Below are 4,688 nucleotides of genomic sequence, written 5' to 3' on the forward strand. Positions count from 1 at the left end.
GGGTGGAGAGCGTCAGCGAGGGAGCACCGGGGGCGGACCTCACCGGCCCCACCCTGACCCTTCTTCGCCGGGGCGGCGGCCGGGGCGTCCGCGAAACCGGCCGGCAGGATGTCCCGCAGGAACTTGCCGGTGTGGCTCTCCGGGACGGCGGCGATCTGCTCCGGGGTGCCCTCGGCGACCACCGTGCCGCCGCCGGAGCCGCCCTCGGGGCCCATGTCGACGATCCAGTCGGCGGTCTTGATCACATCGAGGTTGTGCTCGATGACGATCACCGTGTTGCCCTTCTCCACCAGCCCGCTGAGCACCTTGATCAGCTTGCTGATGTCCTCGAAGTGCAGGCCGGTGGTGGGCTCGTCCAGCACGTAGACCGTCCGCCCGGTGGAGCGCTTCTGGAGCTCCGAGGCGAGCTTGACGCGCTGCGCCTCGCCGCCGGAGAGCGTCGGCGCCGACTGGCCGAGCCGGACGTAGCCGAGGCCGACGTCGTTGAGCGTCCGCAGGTGCCGGGCGATCGCCGGGACGGCCTCGAAGAAGCCCAGCGCCTCCTCGATCGGCATGTCCAGCACCTCGGCGATGGACTTGCCCTTGTAGTGGACCTCCAGCGTCTCCCGGTTGTACCGGGCGCCGTGGCAGACCTCGCACGGCACGTAGACGTCCGGCAGGAAGTTCATCTCGATCTTGATGGTGCCGTCGCCCGAGCAGTTCTCGCAGCGGCCGCCCTTGACGTTGAAGGAGAACCGGCCGGGCAGGTAGCCGCGGACCTTGGCCTCCTGCGTCTCCGCGAAGAGCCGGCGGACGTGGTCGAACACCCCGGTGTAGGTGGCCGGGTTGGAGCGCGGGGTGCGGCCGATCGGCGACTGGTCGACGTGCACCACCTTGTCCACCTGGTCGGTGCCGGTGATCCGGGTGTGCCGGCCGGGCACGCTGCGGGCGCCGTTCAGCTCCCGGGCGAGGTGGGTGTACAGGATGTCGTTGACCAGCGTCGACTTGCCGGAGCCGGAGACACCGGTGATCGCGGTGAAGGTGCCGAGCGGGAAGCCGACCGTGACGTCCTTGAGGTTGTGCTCGCGGGCACCGTGGACCGTCAGCTGGCGCTTCTTGTCCCGCTCGCGGCGGGTGGCCGGGATCGGGATGGACCGCTTGCCGGAGAGGTACTGGCCGGTCAGCGACTCCTTGTTGGTGAGCAGCTGCTTCAGCGAACCGGAGTGCACCACCTTGCCGCCGTGCTCGCCGGCGCCCGGGCCGATGTCGACCACCCAGTCCGCCGTCTTGATGGTGTCCTCGTCGTGCTCGACGACGATCAGGGTGTTGCCGATGTCGCGCAGCCGTACCAGCGTCTCGATCAGCCGGTGGTTGTCCCGCTGGTGCAGGCCGATGGACGGCTCGTCCAGCACGTACAGCACGCCGACCAGGCCGGAGCCGATCTGGGTGGCCAGCCGGATGCGCTGGGCCTCGCCGCCGGACAGGGTGCCGGCCGCGCGGTCGAGCGAGAGGTAGTCCAGGCCGACGTCGACCAGGAAGCGCAGCCGCTCGTTGACCTCCTTGAGGACCCGCTCGGCGATCTGCTTGTCCCGGGCGTTGAGCCGCATCGCGCCGAGGAACTCGGAGCAGTCGCTGATCGACATCGAGGAGACGTCGGCGATCGACCTGCCCTCGACGGTGACCGCGAGGACCACCGGCTTGAGCCGGGTGCCCTGGCACGTCGGGCAGGGCACCTCGCGCATGTAGCCCTCGAAGCGCTCGCGGCTGCTGTCGCTCTCCGCCTCGGTGTGCCGGCGCTGGATGAACGGGATCGCGCCCTCGAAGCCGGTGCTGTACGAGCGCTCGCGGCCGAAGCGGTTGCGGTAGCGGACCTCCACCTGGTGCTTGTGCCCGTACAGCAGCGCCTTCTTCGCGCGGGCGGGCAGCCCGGCCCAGGGGATGTCGGTGCGGAAGCCGAGCTCCCCGGCCAGCGCGTCGATCAGGCGCTGGAAGTACTCCTTGGCGTGCCCGGCCGACCACGGGTGGATCGCGCCCTCGTCCAGCGAGCGCTCGACGTCGGGCACGACCAGCTCTGGGTCGACCTCCATCCGGTTGCCCAGGCCCGAGCAGTCCGGGCAGGCGCCGAACGGCGAGTTGAAGGAGAACGAGCGCGGCTCCAGCTCCTCGAACGACACGTCGTCGTACGGGCAGTAGAGGTGCTCGGAGTACATCCGCTCGCGCTCCGGGTCGTCCTCGGGGAGGTCGACGAAGTCGAGCACGACCATGCCGCCGGACAGCCGCAGGGCCGTCTCCACCGAGTCGGTGAGCCGCCGCTTGGCGCTGTCCTTCACGGTCAGGCGGTCGATGACCACCTCGATGGTGTGCTTCTCCTGCTTCTTGAGCTTCGGCGGCTCGGCGAGCTGGATCGTCCCGCCGTCGACCCGGGCGCGGGAGTAGCCCTTGGACTGGAGGTCGGCGAAGAGGTCGACGAACTCGCCCTTGCGCTCGCGCACCACCGGGCTGAGCACCTGGAACCGGGTGCCCTCGGCGAGCTCCAGCACCTTGTCCACGATCGCCTGCGGCGACTGCTTGGCGATCGGGCGGCCGCAGTGCGGACAGTGCGGCTTGCCGATCCGGGCGAACAGCAGGCGCAGGTAGTCGTAGACCTCGGTGATGGTGCCGACGGTCGAACGGGGGTTGCGGTTGGTGGACTTCTGGTCGATCGAGACGGCCGGGGAGAGGCCCTCGATGAAGTCCACGTCGGGCTTGTCCATCTGCCCGAGGAACTGACGGGCATAGGAGGACAGCGACTCGACGTAGCGGCGCTGGCCCTCGGCGAAGATCGTGTCGAAGGCGAGCGAGGACTTGCCGGAGCCGGAGAGGCCCGTGAAGACGATGAGGGAGTCGCGGGGCAGGTCGAGCGAGACGTTCTTGAGGTTGTGCTCGCGAGCACCGCGGACGATGAGGCGGTCGGCCACTGCTTCTGGCGCCTTTCTCCGGGGCGAGAGGGCTTGCGTTGGGATGTGCTGCTTCTTCCAGGATGCGGCAGCCAGCCTATAGCTCAGACGTTCGAATATCGACCTTGTCCAGCCGGGACCACCCGAACGAGTGAGGCCACCCCCCGGGCCGTCCGTACCCGCACGGTGCGCGTACCCGAAAACCCCCTGCTCAGGGCCCGGATTCGGCGGTAGCGTCACCTGGTCAACGAGCGAAGCCCGCTCCGGGCAACGCCCCGTTCCGCACGGAAGGCAGATTCGATGACCGACCCGAGGTCCGCCGCCGACTCCTGGCTCGGCCAGGTCGAGGAGAGCACCGGGCGCCTGCTGCGCACCGTCGCCGGGCTGAAGCCCGACGCCGTCGCCGAGCCCTCCGCCCTCCCCGGCTGGACGAAGGGCCACGTGCTGGCCCACCTCGCCCGCAACGCCGACTCCCTGGTCAACCTGCTGACCGGCGCCCGCACCGGCACCGACGTCCCGCAGTACGCCAGCCACGAGGCCCGCGACCAGGACATCGAGCGCGACGCGCCCCGCCCGCTCGACGCCCACCTCGCCGACCTGCGCGCGTCCCACGAGCGCTTCCTGGCCGCCGCCGCGCTGATGACCGACGACGCCTGGGCGGCGTCCGTCAAGCACCGCTTCGGCTACGTCTTCCCGGCCCACCAGATCCCGCACAAGCGCCTGCTGGAGCTGGAGTACCACCACGTCGACCTGGCCGCCGGCCACACCCCGGCGGACTGGCCGGAGGACTTCGCCGTCGCCCAGTTCCGCAAGCTCGCCGCCGGCCTGGCCGGGGAGGCCGGCCTGCCCGCCGTCGAGCTGGTCGCCGACGACACCGACGACCGCGCCGTCATCGGCACCGGCGAGCCCGCCCTCACCGTCCGGGGCCCCGTCCGCGCCCTCACCGCCTGGCTCTCCGGCCGCTCCGCCGGCGACGCCCTGCACCGCACCCCCGACACCGCCCTGCCCCCGCTTCCCCCCATGGGCTGACGGCGCGAGGATGATGCCAGGGAGATCCACACGACGAGGAGCAGACGGATGACGTACCACGGAGCGGTCAAGGTCGGCGGACCGCCGGACGTGCGGGAACTGGCCCACCTGATCATCACCAAGGTGGCCGTCGGCCCGTACGACAACAACGCCTACCTGCTGCGCTGCCGGGCCACCGACGAACAGCTCCTGATCGACGCGGCCGCCGACGCCCCGGTGCTGCTGGAGACCGTCGGGGACGACCTCGAAACGGTGGTCACCACCCACCGCCACCACGACCACTGGGGCGCGCTGGCCGAGGTGGTCGCCACCACCGGTGCCCGGACGGCCGCCGGCGAGCACGACGCCGAGGGCATCGACGTCCCCACCGAGCTGCTGCTCGCGGACGGCGACACGCTCCGGGTCGGCGAGGTGGAGCTCACCGTCCGGCACCTGGTCGGCCACACCCCGGGCGCCATCGTGCTCGTCTACGACGACCCGCAGGGCCACCAGCACGTCTTCACCGGCGACTGCCTCTTCCCGGGCGGCGTCGGCAACACCTGGGGCGACCCGGAGGCCTTCCGGACCCTCTATCGGGACGTCACCGAGAAGATCTTCGACGCCCTCCCCGACGAGGCCTGGGTCTACCCCGGCCACGGCTCCGACACCACCGTCGGCGCCGAGCGCCCGCACCTCGACGAGTGGCGCGAGCGCGGCTGGTAGCCCCTCCCCCGCCGCACGGCCGAGGCCCCCGTGACCGTCTCC

The 4,688-nt window shown here is 71.1% G+C and carries 3 protein-coding genes; 2 read left to right on the plus strand and 1 reads right to left on the minus strand.

The window, feature by feature from the left end:
• Positions 1-2,936, minus strand: a 2,936-nt coding sequence (gene uvrA, locus ACFU7Z_RS36560) for an excinuclease ABC subunit UvrA (RefSeq protein WP_380782360.1), incomplete at its 3' end; no start/stop codon positions are given.
• A 279-nt stretch (positions 2,937-3,215) separates the two neighbouring features.
• Here uvrA and ACFU7Z_RS36565 point away from each other — a divergent pair.
• Both ACFU7Z_RS36565 and ACFU7Z_RS36570 read left to right on the plus strand, forming a co-directional pair.
• The gene (locus tag ACFU7Z_RS36565) at positions 3,216-3,944 is read left to right on the plus strand and encodes a maleylpyruvate isomerase family mycothiol-dependent enzyme (protein WP_380782362.1); all 729 of its coding nucleotides are present in this window, start codon (positions 3,216-3,218) and stop codon (positions 3,942-3,944) included.
• Positions 3,945-3,992: 48 nt separating this feature from the next.
• Positions 3,993-4,646 (plus strand): MBL fold metallo-hydrolase, encoded by a 654-nt coding sequence (locus ACFU7Z_RS36570; RefSeq protein WP_049649605.1) that lies wholly within the window; start codon positions 3,993-3,995, stop codon positions 4,644-4,646.
• Positions 4,647-4,688: the final 42 nt, after the last annotated feature.

The organism is Kitasatospora sp. NPDC057518, from assembly GCF_042802075.1.
GTDB lineage: Bacteria > Actinomycetota > Actinomycetes > Streptomycetales > Streptomycetaceae > Kitasatospora.

Coding starts and splice junctions, on each gene's coding strand:
- ACFU7Z_RS36570 (WP_049649605.1), top strand. CDS start 3,993: ATGACGTACCACGGAGCGGTCAAGGTCGGCGGACCGCCGGACGTGCGG.
- ACFU7Z_RS36565 (WP_380782362.1), top strand. CDS start 3,216: ATGACCGACCCGAGGTCCGCCGCCGACTCCTGGCTCGGCCAGGTCGAG.